The following is a 15,010-nucleotide window of genomic DNA, read 5'->3' on the forward strand; positions in this document are numbered from 1 at the left end:
GATCTTAGGCGCCCCGTTAAACCACGATGGCCGGAGTCCGGCATTGATTCGGGGGGTAAACCGGCAGGACGCCGGTTTAGCCGCACTGGGCCAGGGATGGCCCATTGCGGCGGCCCCCCGAAGCAATGTCGGACTGCGGGCATGCCGAGCCACAGCGAGGCACCAAGTGGTGGGGCAAGAGCCCTTTTGGTTACTTTTGGGGCTCTTTTCCAAAAGTGACTCGCTGTAAAAGCGAAACCATACGCAGCCATGACCGCAGCAACGGATATACACCCCAAACACCCTGCAACCTGGTCGGCTACCAGGCCGCCACGGTCACAGCCAAACACTCAGACCAACGCCTGGCGAACCTGCTTCTCAAGCTCAACCTTCAACCCCGGCTCCAACTTGAGCTGGCGAGCCAACTCGTCAAGGTAGGACTTCTCCATGAAGCTCTCCTCATCCACCAACATCACGCTGGCGATATACATCTCAGCCGCCATTTCCGGCGTACTGGCAGCACGCGCAACGTCGGCCGGATCCAAAGGTTTGTTGAGTTCGGCATGGAGCCAATGTTGCAACTCCTGATCGTTATCCAACTTGGTGAACTCACCTTCGATCAACGCCCTCTCGCGCTCATCCACATGCCCATCGGCCTTGGCCGCTGCCACCAACGCCTTGAGAATCGCCTGGCTATGTTGCTCAACCTGGGCCGGCGGCAGACGATCAAGGGTTTGCGGCTCGCCTTGTGGCGCATTGGCCTGCTGCGCCTGCCAGTTGCCATAAGCCTTGTAGGCAATTACCCCCAACGCTGCCAGACCGCCATAGGTGAGGGCCTTGCCGCCAAAGTTGCGGGCTTTCTTGTTGCCCAGCAACAAGCCCATCGCGCCGGCCGCCAAGGCACCACCGCCAGCACCACCCAGCAAGCTGCCCAGCCCACCACTGCCGAGCAAACCGCCCAGGGCACCTTTGTCCTCGCTTTTACGCTGACCACCAGCTTTGTTTTGCAACATGCCCTGGCCGGACTTGAGCAACTGATCAAGCAATCCACGGGTATTCATCGCAGCCTCCAGAGACTTGGGTCACAGAACCTATAAGGCCTCCAGCGTAAAACTAAGTGCCAAAAATCCCGCAGCCTAGAGTACTTCCAGATGTAACACCGCGTTTGTAGCTTGTAGCCTGTTTTGCGCCGACACATCTTGTCTTACATGCAAGCTATTACTCTGCTATCAAGCATTTTTCCTACATCACCGAACTGCTTAAGCTATTGGGCATCTGTTTAATGTCCGTTGCGTTTGGCCGAAGGCATGTCCGAACCGTTATCTCTGATCCAGCACGTGCCAGGAACGGCGCGGGATTGCTCATGACAGGTTGTACTTATGCACCGCAGGAATTTACTCAAAGCATCCATGGCCATTGCGGCTTATACCGGCTTGTCGGCCAGCGGCCTGCTGGCCGCCCAGGCCTGGGCGGGCAATCGTGCAGCAGATGGCGACGCCCAGGCCTTCGATTTCGAAACGCTGAAAACCCAGGCCAAACAATTGGCCGGCAAACTGTACCAAGACACCAGGCAGGTACTGCCACCGACCCTGGCGAGCATGACGCCGCAGAATTTCAATGCCATTGGCTACGACGGCAATCATTCACTATGGAAAGAATTGAACGGCCAACTGGACGTGCAGTTTTTCCATGTCGGCATGGGTTTCAAGACGCCGGTACGCATGCACAGCGTCAACCCGAAGACCCGGATGTCCCGCGAAGTACATTTCCGTCCGTCGCTGTTCAACTACGAAAAAACCACGGTCGACACTAAACAGCTCCAGGGTGACCTGGGCTTCTCCGGGTTCAAGCTGTTCAAGGCACCGGAGCTGGATCGGCACGATGTGCTGTCCTTCCTCGGTGCCAGCTATTTCCGTGCTGTGGACTCTACCGGCCAGTACGGGCTTTCCGCCCGCGGCCTGGCCATCGACACCTATGCGAAAAAGCGCGAGGAATTCCCCGACTTCACCCAGTTCTGGTTCGAAACCCCGGACAAGGACAGCACTCGCTTCGTGGTCTACGCCCTGCTGGACTCGCCAAGTGCCACCGGTGCCTATCGCTTCGATATCGACTGCCAGGCCAATCAGGTGGTCATGGCCATCGATGCCCACATCAACGCCCGCTCCACCATCGAGCAACTGGGCATCGCGCCGATGACCAGCATGTTCAGTTGCGGCACCCATGAACGCCGAATGTGCGACACCATCCACCCGCAGATTCACGACTCGGATCGCCTGGCAATGTGGCGTGGCAACGGCGAGTGGATCTGTCGCCCGCTGAACAACCCGGCCACCCTGCAATTCAACACGTTCGCCGACAACGACCCGAAAGGTTTCGGCCTGGTGCAGACCGATCATGAGTTCGCCAGCTATCAGGACACCGTCGACTGGTACAGCAAGCGCCCGAGCCTATGGGTCGAACCGACAACAGCGTGGGGCGAAGGCTCTATCGACCTGTTGGAAATTCCTACCACTGGCGAAACCCTGGATAACATCGTCGCCTTCTGGACCCCGAAAAAGCCCGTGGCCGCCGGCGACTCCCTGAATTACGGTTATAAGCTGTACTGGAGTGCCCTGCCGCCGGTCAGCACCCCGTTGGCGCAGGTCAACGCCACCCGTTCGGGCATGGGCGGTTTCACTGAAGGCTGGGCACCGGGGGAGCATTACCCTGAGGTGTGGGCGCGGCGTTTTGCCGTGGACTTCAACGGCGGGGGCCTGGACCGTTTGCCCGAAGGCACCGGGATCGAGCCGGTGGTCACCTGCTCCCATGGCGAGGTCAAGGACTTCAGCGTGCTTGTGCTTGATGCCATCAAGGGCTATCGAATTCTCTTCGACTGGTACCCAACCAGCGACAGCGTAGAGCCGGTTGAACTGCGACTGTTCATCCGCACCCATGATCGAACCTTGAGTGAAACCTGGTTGTACCAGTACTTCCCTCCGGCGCCAGACAAGCGCAAATACACCTGATGTAAACCGTTCCCACGCTCTGGCCCGCGTGGGAACCCTCCCAAGGTTCTCAGAAGCGCGACATGCTCTTCATTGCGCCAATCAGGTACCGCATTGCGACTTGGTCACTCTCGGTCAGGGCACGGTATTGCTCCAGCAGCTCAGCTTCATCCGTACTCAGTCTTCGTCCCCGCGAGCGCATTTTGCGGGCCAGGAAAGACGACAAAACACCCGACAGACCACTGGACTTGACCATGAACTGCTTCTCCTCGTAGCAATCAACCCTTCCCCAGGAAGCGCAATGCTTCATGGACGAACAGGCTGACATCCTGAACCCGACATCAGGCTTACCATAAGCGTAGAAACTATCTCGCCCCGTGTGAGATTTTTTTAGAGCATTCACTTAAAAAAAATGATTAAGGAACCGCATCCTACAGGCTTCTCCCACAACGCTTATGCAAGTATCCGGTACAAGGCTTGATAGGGTTTCCAGCGATTCCTCCTGACAACAGGCAAGAAAAAACCCACCGCTGCCAGGGGTGGGCCTTGGTCAAACAAACAGCCCATCAGTCCCGCAAGTCGGACTCATGAATCGGCTGGTCCCGGTGCGTTGCCCGTTGGTACTGCGCCGGCCAGATCGCCTTGCGCCCACCCAGGTCGTCGTCGGCGTGCAGCGGCCAGTAAGGATCACGCAGCAGTTCACGGGCGAGAAAGATGATATCGGCCTGACAGGTACGCAAGATATGCTCGGCCTGGGCAGGTTCGGTGATCATGCCCACGGTGCCGGTGGCCATCCCCGACTCTTTGCGCACACGCTCGGCGAAACGGGTTTGGTAACCTGGGCCGGTGGGGATTTCCGCATTGGCGGCGGTGCCACCGGACGACACGTCGATCAGGTCTACACCCGCGTCTTTCAGGCGGCGCGCCAACTCCACGGTTTCATCCGGGTTCCAGCCGTCTTCCACCCAGTCGGTGGCCGACACCCGCACAAACAGCGGCAGTTCTTGCGGCCAGACCTTGCGCACCGCCTCGGTTACTTGCAGCACCAGCCGAATGCGGTTTTCGAACGAGCCGCCGTATTGGTCCTGGCGCTGATTGCTCAGGGGCGAGAGAAATTGATGCAACAGGTAACCATGGGCGGCGTGGATTTCCACTACTTTGAAACCGGCGGCCAATGCACGTTTGGCGGCGCTGACAAAGGCTTCAATCACGGCCTGTATTTGCCCTTCATCCAGTTGCGTCGGTGAGGTGTGTTGCGGGTCGAAGGCAATCGCTGATGGACCGACCGGGACCCAGCCACCGTCTTCAGGCTTGACGCTGCCATGCTTGCCAATCCACGGCCGGTGGGTGCTGGCCTTACGCCCGGCATGGGCCAGTTGAATCCCAGCTACCGCGCCCTGGGCACTGATAAAGCGGGTGATGCGCTGCAAGGGTTCGATCTGTTCGTCGCTCCATAGCCCCAGATCCTGGGCAGTGATACGACCATCGGCGGTGACAGCGGTGGCTTCGGTAAAGATTAACCCGGCACCGCCAACGGCACGGCTGCCGAGGTGCACCAGGTGCCAGTCATTGGCCAGGCCATCGGTGCTGGAATACTGGCACATTGGCGACACCGCAATGCGGTTGAGCAGGGTCAGTTGGCGCAAGGTATAGGGTTCAAGCAGCAGACTCATGGGGCACCTCTTCTCGTATCCGGTGGGCTGGCTCCAGGGTTCTGTTTGAAAGGTCGACGAAAATACCCATCCCCCGATGGGCTGAAACAAGACAAGGTCACAAGACCAATCACACAGTGCTTAGAGACTAGTCGACAACGGGGGGTCTTGGAGGGTTCAGCGCGGTTCGATATGCGCGATCATCAACTGCACGGTTTCCTGGCCACGGAACTCATTCACATCGAGCTTATAGGCCAGTTCCACCCAGCCAATGGTCGGGTTGGGCCAGATTTCCCGGTCGATGCCAAAGGCGATGCCATCAAGCTTCACCGAGCCACATTCGCTCTTGAGCACGACTTTGAGGTGCCGCTCACCGACCACCCGCTGTTCCACCAACTGGAACACGCCGTGGAACAACGGCTCCGGGAAGTGTTGGCCCCACGGTCCAGCGTTGCGCAGGGCGCGGGCCAATTCCAGATGAAACTCCTCAACCGCCAGGGTGCCATCGGACAACAAGCGCCCGGTGAGGTCTTCCTCGCGTAACTGTCGGCGCACTTCAGCGTCGAACGCTTCGGCGAACAGCGCAAAGTTGGCCTCGGGCAAGGTCAGCCCCGCCGCCATGGCGTGGCCGCCGTACTTGGCAATCAGGTTGGGGTGCTGGCTCGCCACCACCGCCAAAGCATCACGAATATGAAAGCCTGGTACCGAACGCCCCGACCCCTTGAGCAGGCCATCACCCGCATCGGCAAAGGCGATGGTCGGGCGGAAATAACGCTCTTTCATCCGCGAGGCCAGAATCCCGATAACGCCCTGATGCCATTCCGGATCGAACAAACACAAGCCATAGGGCATCGACTCCACTGGCAAGTCCTTGAGCTGGGCCAGAGCTTCGCGCTGCATGCCTTGCTCGATGGACTTGCGATCCTGGTTCATGCCGTCCAACTGTGCAGCCATGTCCTTTGCTGCGGCCACATCACGGGTGAGCAGGCATTCGATGCCCAGGCTCATGTCGTCCAGGCGCCCGGCAGCGTTCAGCCGTGGCCCGAGGATAAAACCCAGGTCTGTGGAGGTGATGCGGGCATGGTCACGCTTGGCCACTTCGAGAATCGCCTTGATCCCCGGCCGAGCGCGACCGGCACGAATACGCTCCAGGCCTTGATGGACCAGGATGCGGTTGTTGGCATCCAGCGGTACCACGTCGGCGACACTGCCCAAGGCCACCAGGTCCAGCAGTTCGCCGATGTTCGGTTGCGGTTGGCTGTCGTACCAGCCCAGGCTACGCAAGCGGGCGCGCAAAGCCATCAACACGTAAAAAATCACCCCGACGCCCGCCAGGGCCTTGCTGGGAAACTCACAGCCGGGCTGGTTCGGGTTGACGATCGCATCGGCTGCCGGCAATTCGTCGCCAGGCAAGTGATGGTCGGTGACCAGCACCTTGAGCCCCGCCGCTTTCGCCGCCGCCACGCCTTCGACGCTGGAGATGCCGTTGTCCACAGTGATAAGCAACTGCGGCTCGCGCTGCAAGGCCACGGCGACAATTTCCGGAGTCAGGCCGTAGCCGTATTCGAAGCGGTTGGGCACCAGATAGTCGACGTGGGCCGCACCCAGCAAACGCAGGCCCAGCATGCCCACGGTGCTGGCGGTAGCGCCGTCGGCATCAAAGTCGCCGACAATGAGGATCCGCTGGCGTTGCTCCAGGGCCGTCACCAACAAGTCCACGGCGGCATCAATGCCCTTGAGCTGCTGATACGGAATCAACCGCGCCAGGCTTTTATCCAGCTCGGCTTCCGACTGCACACCGCGTGCGGCATAAAGACGGGTCAACAGCGGTGGCAATTCACCAAGAAATGGCAGGACGGCAGGCAACGGGCGAGGATCGATACGCATGGGATGATGGGGGGCTCTGTAGGAGGGGTTGTTGTTAGCTACAAGCTCTAAGCTTCAAGCCGCAAGTTTAAAGCGAGTGATGCCTTATGGCTTGTAGCTTGCAGCTCAACGCTCACCGACCAACCACTGCAGCTGGACTTCATGCTGGCCACGATCATCAGTCACAAAAATCGTGCCTTCACTGATCATCACGTCCCACTTGATCACCCGTGGCATGTCCTTGGCCAGGGTTTCCAGGATTTCCTGGGGCACCGCCGCAATGTGGACATTTTTCAGATTATTCGCCACAGGCAGCACTTTGCCTTCCCACACCCGCAGGCTGCCATAGGCCAGCAGACTGGTGCGTTCTGTGCGGCGCGAGCACCAGGTCAGGCGATCCGCATCGGGCTGGCCGACTTCGATCCAATGCAACACGCGATCATCCAGGCTTTTTTCCCACAACGCTGGTTCGTCTACATCTGACAGGCCACGACCAAACGATAACTGCTCGTTGTACCAAAGGGCGTAGGCCAGCAGACGCACGGTCATGCGCTCTTCGGTTTCCGAAGGGTGGCGAGCGATGGTCTGCTTGACGCTCTCGTACACCGAGCGGTCAAGATCGGTAAGGTTGAGTTCAAATTTGTAGGTCGTGGACGGCTGGGCCATGAACGGACTTCTAAAGACAGGGAAAGGCGGCAAGTCTAACCGATGGCGAGCTCATTCAACGAATCCTGCGGTGCATCATCCTTAACCCTGTGCTATTGCCTATGTTAAAAGGCATCACGAATCCGCCTTGCGTCTTGAAAGGATCCCCATGTCGTTTACTGCCAAACCGCTTGCTGGCCTGAAAGTCATCGAACTCGGCACCCTGATTGCCGGCCCTTTTGCCTCGCGTATCTGTGCCGAGTTCGGCGCCGAGGTGATCAAGGTCGAATCCCCGGACGGCGGCGACCCGCTGCGCAAGTGGCGCAAGCTCTATGAGGGCACGTCACTATGGTGGTTTGTCCAGGCGCGTAACAAAAAGTCCCTGACCCTGAACCTGAAACACCCCGATGGCTTGGCGATCCTCAAGCAACTGCTGGCAGACGCAGATATCCTGATCGAAAATTTTCGCCCTGGCGTCCTGGAGAAACTCGGCCTGAGCTGGGAAACCCTGCACGCCCTGAACCCGAAACTGGTAATGGTGCGCCTTTCAGGCTTTGGCCAAACGGGGCCGATGAAGGATCAACCGGGCTTTGGTGCGGTGGGCGAGTCCATGGGGGGCCTGCGCTATATCACCGGTTTCGAGGACCGTCCGCCGGTGCGCACCGGGATTTCCATCGGCGACTCCATTGCCGCATTGTGGGCCGTGATTGGTGCGCTGATGGCTCTGCGTCATCGCGAGGTCAATGGCGGCCTGGGCCAGATGGTGGATGTGGCGCTGTATGAAGCCATCTTCGCCATGATGGAAAGCATGATCCCCGAATTCGATGTGTTCGGGTTTATCCGCGAACGCACCGGCAACATCATGCCCGGGATTACACCGTCATCGATCCATACCACCCTGGATGGCAAGCATGTGCAGATTGGCGCCAATGGGGATGCGATCTTCAAGCGCTTCATGTCAGCCATCGGCCGCGAGGACCTGGCCAACGATCCTGCACTGGCCAGCAATGACGGCCGGGACAGCCGCCGCGACGAGCTATACGGGGTGATCGATCGCTGGGTCAACTCCCTGCCGCTGGAACAGGTGGTCGAGCAACTGAATAAAGCCCAAGTGCCCGCCAGCAGGATCTACAGTGCCGAAGACATGCTCGGCGACCCACAGTTTCTCGCCCGGGAGATGTTCCTCAAGGCCCAACTGCCCGGAGGCAAGGATTTCAAGATGCCGGGCATTGTGCCCAAGCTTTCGGATACCCCCGGCAGCTGCGAGTGGGTGGGCCCGCAACTGGGGGAACATAACAGCGCAGTGCTCAGTGAACTGGGCTACGACGCCGCCGCCATTACCCACCTGCGTGAAAATGGCGCGATTTGATGGGACTTTCAGGAGAACACTCAAGCTAATGGCTGGCTGTTTCAAGCCCCGGTTCATTCGGCTGTGTTTAATGACCTCGCTGCTGGGAGGCCTGCCGCTATCGGGCCACGCCGAAGAACCCCTGACCTGGCTGGTCCGTGACCTGCCACCGATGACTATTTTCAACGGTCCGCAAAAGGGCCTGGGCGCCGTGGACCAATTGCTGCCCCTGTTGATCGAGCGGCTACCGGAGTACCGTCACCAGATCCTGCACGTCAACCGCGCTCGCGGCATGCAGATGCTACTGGCGCCCTCCTTCACTTGCGATCCGTCCTTGGTGTGGACCCCGGCGCGGGCGAAATCGATTGTCTTTTCCATCCCGGCGTTCGCAGTAGTGGCCAATGGGGTGACGATCCGTCAGAGCCAACGGCAGGTACTGGCACCGTTCATCGTCGACGGGCAGTTTGATCTGAAGGCGTTTCTGGAGACCCGGAAGGCGCGATTGGGGGTCATTGCCGAACGCAGCTACGGCCCCGTCATTGATGAACGGCTGCAGCATGCCGATCCGCAGAACCTGGCCGCGCACTATGGTAATGACGCCCTCGGCAGCCTGTTACAAATGCAGCGGCGGGGGCGGCTGGAGGGGGTATTGGGTTACTGGCCGGAAGTGCGTTACCAAGCGCTGCAACAGGGCATCGATCCACAGGATCTGATTTTCTACCCAGTCATCGGGAGCGCGCCTTACCAGCGACTCCGTATCGGTTGCACAGACACCAGCCAAGGTCGCAAAGCCATGACGCGCATCAACCAAGTGCTGCGCCGCATCCCCCAGGACAGCTTGTTGCAGTCCTATGCCTCATGGCTCGACCCGGTACTGAGGGAGCGCTACTTGAAAGACAACGCGCAGTTTTTCCAGGACGCCCCTGATCAATGACAAATCGCGGACAAAAAGAAACCCCGAGCAGTGGGGAAACAGCTCGGGGTTAAACATGGCCTACAAAGACCAGTAACAACAAGCTACAAGCACCGGAGCACAATGCTTGATCTCGCTGTTACAAATTCTGACTCGCCGTGACGTAGGAAGGTTCCCAACAAAAATAAATGTTCATGCGCAGACGTCGGCCCGCGTCAGGGCGACATTGCGCAAGGCCGTAATCATCGAAGGTTCCAGTCGTCCTTCGGCAATCATCAGGTCGCGATGCAGACAGTCCACCACATCCACCAGCGTGCGTTTATCGTTCAGTTGGGCCTGATCGACTTCACGCTCGACAAGAATGGCTCCGCTTGGGCTTTTCACCGTCACCAGCCATTCGCCCTGCACACCTGAGGAGGTCAACGTAACCTGATTAGGGCTCAACGCTTCACCGAGCATTAGGCTGATACTTTCCATCTCGATCACCACTCAATCATTCGAAAAAGGTTCGAAAACAAAAATGCCGCCAGGAAGCAGACATACAAATGACCTTCGCTCAAGGCCGAAAGTTCGACCGGTAACGGGACGCCAGCCTGAGTCAACCGAGCATGCACGGCAAATATGACAGAAAGAAAACAACCGCTGACAAGCTAGAACCCGAAAGGCCAGCTTGAGAACAGCGCATCGTTAGTGAAGCCCGTCACGAGGACGCAATACTGTTCAATCAAGGTTTTTTGTAGGAGCGAGCTTGCTCGCGAAGAACTCATAGGCAACGCGTTTATCCAGGATGCACGCGTTATCGTTGACGTTTTTCGCGAGCACGCTCGCTCCTACAATGGTCGATATTCACTTAACTGAACCAAAAGCCCTGAATCAGAGCGGCTTGCCGCGATTGCCGTGCTGGCTGACGAAGGCCTGTACGGTTTTCAGGTCATTGGCCAGGACGGTGCAACGCTCTTCACGCTCGAACAGGTCTGCCAGGTGCGGCGGCAGCTCCAGGGCCTTGCCGACACCAGCCTTCTCCACCGCTTCCGGGAATTTGACCGGATGGGCGGTGCCCAGAATCACCATTGGGATGTCCAGGCTACGGCGACATTCCCGTGCAGCCTTGACGCCAATGGCGGTGTGCGGGTCCAGCAACTCACCGGTCTGGGCGTAGACTTCGGCAATGGTTTCACAGGTCTGGGCATCGTCCACTGCCAGGGAGTCGAACAACTTGCGGGTTTCTGTCCAGCGCTCTTGTTCAACGCTGAAACCGCCACCTTGCTTGAAGTTGTCCATCAAGTCGGCCAACGCCGCGCCATTACGACCGTGCATGTCGAACAGCAGGCGTTCGAAGTTCGACGAAACCATAATGTCCATCGACGGCGACAGGGTGGCGTGCAGGGTTTCCTTGACGTACTGGTTACCGCTCATGAAGCGGTGCAGGATGTCGTTGCGGTTGGTGGCGACGATCAGTTGGTTGATCGGCAGGCCCATGTTGCGTGCCAGGTAACCGGCGAAGATGTCACCGAAGTTGCCGGTCGGTACCGAGAACGACACCGAACGAGCCGGGCCGCCGAGCTGCAGGGCTGCGTGAAAGTAGTAGACGATCTGGGCCATGATCCGCGCCCAGTTGATCGAATTTACCGCCACCAGGCGGGTGCCCTTGAGGAAGCTCTGGTCGGCAAAGCTGGCCTTGACCATTTCCTGGCAGTCGTCGAAATTGCCTTCGATGGCGATGTTGTGGATATTGTCGCCAAAAAGAGTGGTCATCTGCCGACGCTGTACTTCCGACACACGGTTGTGCGGGTGCAGGATGAAGATGTCGACGTTTTCGCAATGCTTGCAACCTTCAATGGCCGCCGAGCCGGTATCACCGGAGGTGGCACCGATGATCACCACGCGCTCTCCGCGTTTTTCCAGCACGTAGTCCAGCAGGCGACCCAACAGTTGCAGGGCAAAATCCTTGAACGCCAGGGTCGGGCCGTGGAACAGTTCCAGAACCCATTCGTTACCGTTCAGTTGACGCAAAGGCGCGATGGCGCTGTGGGAAAACACGCCGTACGTTTCTTCCAGGATCTTCTTGAAGTCGGCATCCGGAATACTGCCGGTGACAAACGGGCGCATGACCCGAAAGGCCAGCTCGTGATACGGCAGGCCGGCCCAGGAGGCGATCTCTTCCTGGGTAAAGCGTGGCAGGTTTTCCGGCACGTACAGGCCGCCGTCGGTGGCAAGGCCCGCCAGCAGGACGTCTTCGAAATTCAGGGCCGGTGCCTGGCCGCGGGTGCTGATGTAGCGCATAGGGGCAAACCTTTGGTTTGGGCTTCAAGCCACAAGCCACAAGCGGCAAGTGAAAAGCGGCGTTGCTTTTACTTGCCGTGTGCGGTTTGAAGCTTGCCGCTGAGTTAATTCAAATGTTCGACGCGAATCCGGACTACCGGCCCAACCACACCCTGGAGAGCTTCCAGTGCATGGATGGCATCGTTCATGTGCTGCTCCAGCACTCGGTGGGTCAGCAAGATCATTGGCACCAGACCATCGTGCTCCTCGACTTCCTTCTGCATGATCGACTCGATGTTGATACCGCGTTCCGAAAGGATGCTGGCCACCTGAGCCAGAACGCCCGGGTGATCCTTGGCCTGGATGCGCAGATAGTAAGAGCTTTCGCAGGCCTCGATCGGCAGGATCGGGTGAGCCGACAGCGAGTCCGGTTGGAACGCCAGGTGCGGCACGCGGTTTTCCGGATCGCTGGTCATGGCGCGAACCACGTCCACCAGATCGGCGATCACCGACGAAGCGGTCGGTTCCATGCCGGCGCCAGCACCGTAGAACAGGGTCGAACCGGCAGCGTCACCGTTGACCATCACCGCGTTCATCACGCCATTCACATTGGCGATCAGGCGGTCGGCCGGGATCAGCGTCGGGTGTACGCGCAGTTCGATACCGGCGGCGGTGCTACGGGCCATGCCCAAATGCTTGATGCGGTAGCCCAGGGCTTCGGCGTAGTCCACGTCAGCGGTGGTCAGCTTGGTGATGCCTTCGGTGTAGGCCTTATCGAACTGCAGCGGAATACCAAAGGCAATGGACGCCAGGATGGTCAGCTTGTGTGCGGCGTCGATGCCTTCGACGTCGAACGTCGGATCAGCTTCGGCGTAGCCCAGGGCCTGGGCTTCGACCAGCACGTCTTCGAAGGTACGGCCCTTCTCGCGCATCTCGGTGAGGATAAAGTTGCCGGTGCCGTTGATGATCCCGGCGACCCAGTTGATGCGGTTGGCCGACAGGCCTTCGCGAATGGCCTTGATCACAGGAATACCACCGGCCACGGCCGCTTCGAAGGCGACGATAACGCCCTTCTCCCGGGCCTTGGCGAAGATTTCATTGCCATGTACAGCAATCAGCGCCTTGTTGGCAGTGACTACGTGCTTGCCGTTTTCGATGGCCTTGAGTACCAGCTCACGGGCAACGGTGTAGCCGCCCATCAATTCGATGACGATATCGATTTCAGGGTTGGTAGCAATGTCGAAGACATCCTGGGTAATCGCAATACCGGTCGTTTGAAACTGAGGCTTTGGCGTACGCATGGCAATTTGTGCCACTTCTATCCCACGTCCCGCACGGCGTGAAATTTCCTCGGCGTTACGCTGAAGCACGTTGAAGGTGCCGCCACCAACGGTCCCTAACCCACAGATGCCTACTTTGACCGGTTTCACTGAAGAACTCCCATGAAACGGCCGACTCGAGGGTCGGCCGTGGAAAACAACCGCACACTGCGGTTCTCTATTAATGACCCGGCCACGACTGTCGTCGGGTCATGATCGCCAAAGGCTCGACGATACTGTTTATTTGGCGCCCAGTGCCAGTTTGGCGACTTGTGGCGCAGGCTGGTAGCCCGGGATGACCTGACCGTCCGCCAGAACAATGGCCGGCGTACCGTTCACACCGATCGACTGGCCAAGGGCATACTGCCTGGACACCGGGTTTGCGCACTTGGCGGCCTTGATCTCCTTACCGTCAACCATCTTGTCCATCGCCGCTTTCTTGTCAGCCGAACACCAGACCGCTTGCAACTGCTCATCACCCGGCGAGCCCAGGCCCTGGCGCGGGAACGCGACATAACGGACTTCAACGCCCATCTTGTTCAGCTCGGGCACTTCGGCGTGCAGCTTGTGGCAATACGGGCAAGTGGTGTCGGTAAATACGGTGATGTGGGTCTTGGTCTCGCCAATCGCCGGGTAGACCACGGTTTCGGCTACCGGGATACCGTTGATCAACTTGGACACGCCCAGGCGCTCGGCTTTCTCGGTCAGGTTGACCGGTTTGCCGTCTTTCAACTGGAACAGGTAGCCCTGGACAATGTACTGGCCATCGGCACTGGCATATAGCACACGACTGCCCTTGAGTTTGACTTCATACAGGCCGGCCATGGGGCTGGCGCTGATGCTTTCCACCGGAGTATCAAGCTTGAGATTTTGCAGGCTCTGGCGGATTGCCTTCTCGGCGGCATCATCGGCAATGGCAAAGGTTGAGACCAACGCAATAGCTGCGGCGGCAAAAATCCGGGTCAAGCGCATGGGAACTCCTGAAGGCAGATACAGGGACGGGAGCAGGTACACCGAACTGAAAATACGGGTTTTGGCCGTCCCCTTTGTAAACCGGCAAAGCCTACCACAGTTGGGTGCAAGGGCAGACTGTGGCAGGTAAATTGGAGCGTCTCAGCCCCGTGGGTGATGCTTGGCATGCATATCCTGCAATCGCGCCCGGGCCACATGGGTATAGATTTGGGTAGTGGACAGATCGCTGTGCCCCAGCAGCATCTGCACCACCCGCAAATCCGCGCCATGATTGAGCAGATGCGTGGCAAAGGCATGGCGCAAGGTATGAGGCGAGAGCGACTTGCCTATCCCGGCGACCTTTGCCTGGTGCTTGATACGATGCCAGAAGGTCTGGCGGGTCATCTGCTCGCCACGCTGGCTGGGAAACAGCACGTCACTGGGCCGCCCGCCCAGCAGTTCGCTGCGGGCATCGCGCATGTAGCGCTCGACCCAGACAATCGCTTCCTCTCCCATTGGCACCAGCCGCTCCTTGCTGCCCTTCCCCATCACCCGCAACACGCCCTGGCGCAGGTTGACCTGTTCCAGGGTCAGGCTGATCAGCTCAGTCACCCGCAAGCCACAGGCATATAACACTTCGAGCATGGCACGGTCGCGCTGGCCGATGGCTTCGCTCAAGTCGGGCGCTGCCAGCAAGGCCTCGACGTCGGCCTCTGACAAGGATTTGGGCAATGGCCTACCTAACTGCGGCATGTCGACTTGTAGAGTGGGGTCTAAGGCAATCAGTTTTTCACGCAGCAAATAGCGATAAAAGCCACGTACACCAGAGAGAAAACGCGCCGTGGAACGGGGCTTGTAGTTCTGTTCCAGGCGCCAGGACAGGTGATCCAGGATCAGCTCGCGACCGGCGTTGATCAGCTCCAGGTTTTTCTCCTGCAGCCAGCCATTGAACAGGGCCAGGTCACTGCGATAGGCCTGGCGAGTGTTGTCCGACAGGCCTTTTTCCAGCCAGAGGGCATCGAGGAAGCGGTCAATCAGCGGGTCGTCAATAGCGGGCATGGGCAGTTCGAACTCGCCGAATAGAAGAATGA

At 58.8% G+C, this 15,010-nt stretch carries 13 protein-coding genes; 3 read left to right on the forward strand and 10 right to left on the reverse strand.

The features are described from left to right. Positions 1-329: 329 nt before the first annotated feature. Complete coding sequence (locus GIR22_RS11705) at positions 330-1,040, reverse strand: tellurite resistance TerB family protein (RefSeq protein WP_154743485.1); 711 nt, start codon at positions 1,038-1,040, stop codon at positions 330-332. A gap of 318 nt (positions 1,041-1,358) precedes the next feature. On the opposite strand from GIR22_RS11705, the gene GIR22_RS11710 reads away from it, so the two are divergent. Continuing rightward, positions 1,359-2,984 carry a glucan biosynthesis protein D gene (locus tag GIR22_RS11710; protein WP_154743486.1) on the forward strand — a complete coding sequence of 542 codons (1,626 nt, stop codon included), beginning with the start codon at positions 1,359-1,361 and terminating at the stop codon, positions 2,982-2,984. 49 nt (positions 2,985-3,033) lie between these two features. On the opposite strand, the gene GIR22_RS11715 is transcribed toward GIR22_RS11710, so the two are convergent. From GIR22_RS11715 to GIR22_RS11730, 4 genes are all read right to left on the reverse strand, one after another. Then, the gene (locus GIR22_RS11715; protein WP_154743487.1) at positions 3,034-3,219 is read right to left on the reverse strand and encodes a hypothetical protein; all 186 of its coding nucleotides are present in this window, start codon (positions 3,217-3,219) and stop codon (positions 3,034-3,036) included. A 310-nt stretch (positions 3,220-3,529) separates the two neighbouring features. After that, positions 3,530-4,636, reverse strand: coding sequence for an NADH:flavin oxidoreductase/NADH oxidase (locus GIR22_RS11720; RefSeq protein WP_154743488.1), 1,107 nt, complete (start codon positions 4,634-4,636; stop codon positions 3,530-3,532). Between the two features lie 156 nt (positions 4,637-4,792). Continuing rightward, positions 4,793-6,502, reverse strand: a complete 1,710-nt coding sequence (gene recJ, locus GIR22_RS11725; protein WP_154743489.1) for a single-stranded-DNA-specific exonuclease RecJ — start codon at positions 6,500-6,502, stop codon at positions 4,793-4,795. Between the two features lie 105 nt (positions 6,503-6,607). After that, the gene (locus tag GIR22_RS11730; protein ID WP_154743490.1) at positions 6,608-7,147 is read right to left on the reverse strand and encodes a YaeQ family protein; all 540 of its coding nucleotides are present in this window, start codon (positions 7,145-7,147) and stop codon (positions 6,608-6,610) included. 148 nt (positions 7,148-7,295) lie between these two features. Between GIR22_RS11730 and GIR22_RS11735 the strand changes: the two genes are divergently transcribed. Next, positions 7,296-8,495 (forward strand): CaiB/BaiF CoA transferase family protein, encoded by a 1,200-nt coding sequence (locus GIR22_RS11735; RefSeq protein WP_154743491.1) that lies wholly within the window; start codon positions 7,296-7,298, stop codon positions 8,493-8,495. Between the two features lie 70 nt (positions 8,496-8,565). Then, complete coding sequence (locus GIR22_RS11740; protein WP_246208257.1) at positions 8,566-9,408, forward strand: TIGR02285 family protein; 843 nt, start codon at positions 8,566-8,568, stop codon at positions 9,406-9,408. A gap of 171 nt (positions 9,409-9,579) precedes the next feature. Here the strand turns inward: GIR22_RS11740 and GIR22_RS11745 are convergent, their stop codons facing one another. The 5 genes from GIR22_RS11745 to xerD form a co-directional block, all read right to left on the reverse strand. Beyond that, positions 9,580-9,864, reverse strand: a complete 285-nt coding sequence (locus tag GIR22_RS11745) for a DUF3509 domain-containing protein (protein WP_154743493.1) — start codon at positions 9,862-9,864, stop codon at positions 9,580-9,582. Positions 9,865-10,260: 396 nt separating this feature from the next. Next, the gene (gene thrC / locus GIR22_RS11750) at positions 10,261-11,670 is read right to left on the reverse strand and encodes a threonine synthase (protein WP_154743494.1); all 1,410 of its coding nucleotides are present in this window, start codon (positions 11,668-11,670) and stop codon (positions 10,261-10,263) included. 104 nt (positions 11,671-11,774) lie between these two features. Next, positions 11,775-13,079 (reverse strand): homoserine dehydrogenase, encoded by a 1,305-nt coding sequence (locus GIR22_RS11755; protein ID WP_178122214.1) that lies wholly within the window; start codon positions 13,077-13,079, stop codon positions 11,775-11,777. Between the two features lie 129 nt (positions 13,080-13,208). After that, positions 13,209-13,940, reverse strand: coding sequence for a bifunctional protein-disulfide isomerase/oxidoreductase DsbC (dsbC, locus tag GIR22_RS11760; protein ID WP_154743495.1), 732 nt, complete (start codon positions 13,938-13,940; stop codon positions 13,209-13,211). A 141-nt stretch (positions 13,941-14,081) separates the two neighbouring features. Further along, positions 14,082-14,978: a site-specific tyrosine recombinase XerD gene (xerD, locus tag GIR22_RS11765; protein ID WP_154743496.1), complete on the reverse strand. Its 897-nt coding sequence runs from the start codon at positions 14,976-14,978 to the stop codon at positions 14,082-14,084. Positions 14,979-15,010 lie beyond the last annotated feature (32 nt).

This window comes from Pseudomonas karstica (assembly GCF_009707515.1).
Lineage (GTDB): Bacteria > Pseudomonadota > Gammaproteobacteria > Pseudomonadales > Pseudomonadaceae > Aquipseudomonas > Aquipseudomonas karstica.